The organism is Mesorhizobium sp. M5C.F.Ca.IN.020.29.1.1, assembly GCF_003997375.1.
Lineage (GTDB): Bacteria > Pseudomonadota > Alphaproteobacteria > Rhizobiales > Rhizobiaceae > Mesorhizobium > Mesorhizobium wenxiniae.
On record NZ_RZSW01000838.1, the window covers coordinates 1 to 1,903 of the forward strand.

Annotated in this window: 2 protein-coding genes and 1 pseudogene; 2 read left to right on the forward strand and 1 reads right to left on the reverse strand. The window is 63.1% G+C overall.

Going from position 1 to position 1,903, the window contains the following annotated elements:
• Nucleotides 1–649, forward strand: a 649-nt coding sequence (gene map / locus EOA85_RS34115; RefSeq protein ID WP_127212624.1) for a type I methionyl aminopeptidase, incomplete at its 5' end; no start/stop codon positions are given.
• A gap of 68 nt (nt 650–717) precedes the next feature.
• Nucleotides 718–1,473, forward strand: a complete 756-nt coding sequence (gene radC / locus EOA85_RS34120) for a DNA repair protein RadC (RefSeq protein WP_127212625.1) — start codon at nt 718–720, stop codon at nt 1,471–1,473.
• Between the two features lie 51 nt (nt 1,474–1,524).
• Here the strand turns inward: radC and EOA85_RS34125 are convergent.
• Nucleotides 1,525–1,903 (reverse strand): annotated as a pseudogene (locus tag EOA85_RS34125) (MFS transporter); the annotation flags it as partial.

A 1,903-nucleotide genomic window follows, 5' to 3' on the forward strand; every position in this document is an offset into this window, starting at 1 on the left:
CTTCGAATTCGGCATGGATCACGGCGCATTGCCGGCGACGCTCAACTATCGCGGCTACACGAAGTCATCCTGCACTTCGATCAACCACGTCGTCTGCCATGGCATTCCCGACAACAAGCCGTTGAAGGACGGCGACATCGTCAACATCGACGTCACCTACATCCTCGATGGCTGGCACGGCGACTCCTCGCGCATGTATCCGGTGGGCACGATCAAGCGCGCCGCCGAGCGCCTGCTCGAGGTCACGCATGAATGCCTGATGCGCGGCATCGCGGCGATCAGGCCCGGCGCCCGCACCGGCGCCATCGGCGCCGCCATCCAGACCTATGCCGAAGGCGAGCGCTGCTCGGTGGTGCGCGATTTCTGCGGCCACGGCGTCGGCCAGCTCTTTCACGACGCGCCGAACATCCTGCACTATGGCAGCGCCAGCGAGGGCGTCGAGATGCGGCCGGGCATGATCTTCACCGTCGAACCGATGATCAATCTCGGCCGGCCGCACGTAAAAGTGCTGTCGGATGGCTGGACGGCGGTGACACGCGACCGCTCGCTGTCGGCGCAGTACGAGCACACGATCGGCGTCACCGAGACCGGGTGCGAGATTTTCACGCTGTCGCCAAAAAACCTCGACCGCCCGGGCCTGCCGGCATAGTGTCCTGCCGGTATAGTGTTCGACAAGTCGCGGGCATCTGCCCGGTAAATGCTGGATATGGGCGGCCTATGGGGAAAACCAGCGACGAAGACGAACGCATCTTCTTTCCCGAAAGACCGATAAAATCGCTCGCGAAAGCCAAGTCGGTCGAAAAGCCGCATTATCTCGGTCATCGCGACCGCTTGCGCCAACGTTTCGCGGCCGCGGGTTCCGACGCCCTCCCCGACTACGAATTGCTGGAGCTCTTGCTCTTCCGCCTGATCCCCCGCTCCGACACCAAGCCCGTCGCCAAGGCGCTGCTGGCGCGTTTCGGCACGCTTGCCGAGGTGCTTGGCGCGCCTGTCGCGCGACTTGAAGAGGTCAGGGGTATCGGCCCGGCAGTGGCGCTCGATCTGAGGATCGTTGCCGCGGCCGCCCAACGCGCGGCACGTAGCGAGATCAAAGGCCGCGAGGTCTTGTCGTCCTGGACGCAGGTTCTCGGATACTGCCGGTCGGTAATGGCCTTCGAGGAGCGCGAGCAGTTCCGTATCCTGTTTCTCGACAAGAAAAACGCGCTGATCGCCGACGAGGTGCAGCAGGTCGGCACCGTCGACCACACGCCGGTCTATCCGCGCGAAGTGGTCAAACGCGCGCTCGAACTCTCCGCCACGGCGATCATCTTGGCGCACAATCATCCGTCAGGGGATCCGACGCCGTCGCGCGCCGACATCGAGATGACCAAGCTGGTCATCGAGACGGCCAAACCGCTCGGCATTGCCGTCCACGATCACATCATCATCGGCAAGAAGGGTCATGCCAGCATGAAGGGCCTGCTGCTGATCTGACGCCCGATCCGAGCATGCATCGGCTTCTTGTCGAAAGCGTACGGTCTCGTGTCAAGAAATATCTCCAGGCAGAGAGGGGCGCGCCGCGAGAGCACGGCTACCAACCGCCATCGCGAGCGCGACGACAATCAGAACCGCCGCGACTGCGAACGTGATCCGCATGCCGGCGGCAACGGCCTCGGGGCGCGCCGTTGCGATGTCGATCGTCACTGAGGCGAATGCGAACACGGCGCCCATGGCGGATGCACCGGTGATGAGCCCGAGATTGCGCGACAAATTGAGCAAGCCGGAAATGACGCCCCGCTGGTCCGGGCGGATATCCGACATGACGGCGGTGTTGTTGGCCGTTTGGAACAGCGCATAGCCTGATGTGACGATTGCGATCGGAGCGATGTAGCCAGGGATGCCTGATATTGTCGGCATCATGGAT

What these genes read in the sequence shown, in the direction of transcription:
- radC (WP_127212625.1), top strand. Translation starts at nt 718, where the DNA reads ATGGGGAAAACCAGCGACGAAGACGAACGCATCTTCTTTCCCGAAAGA.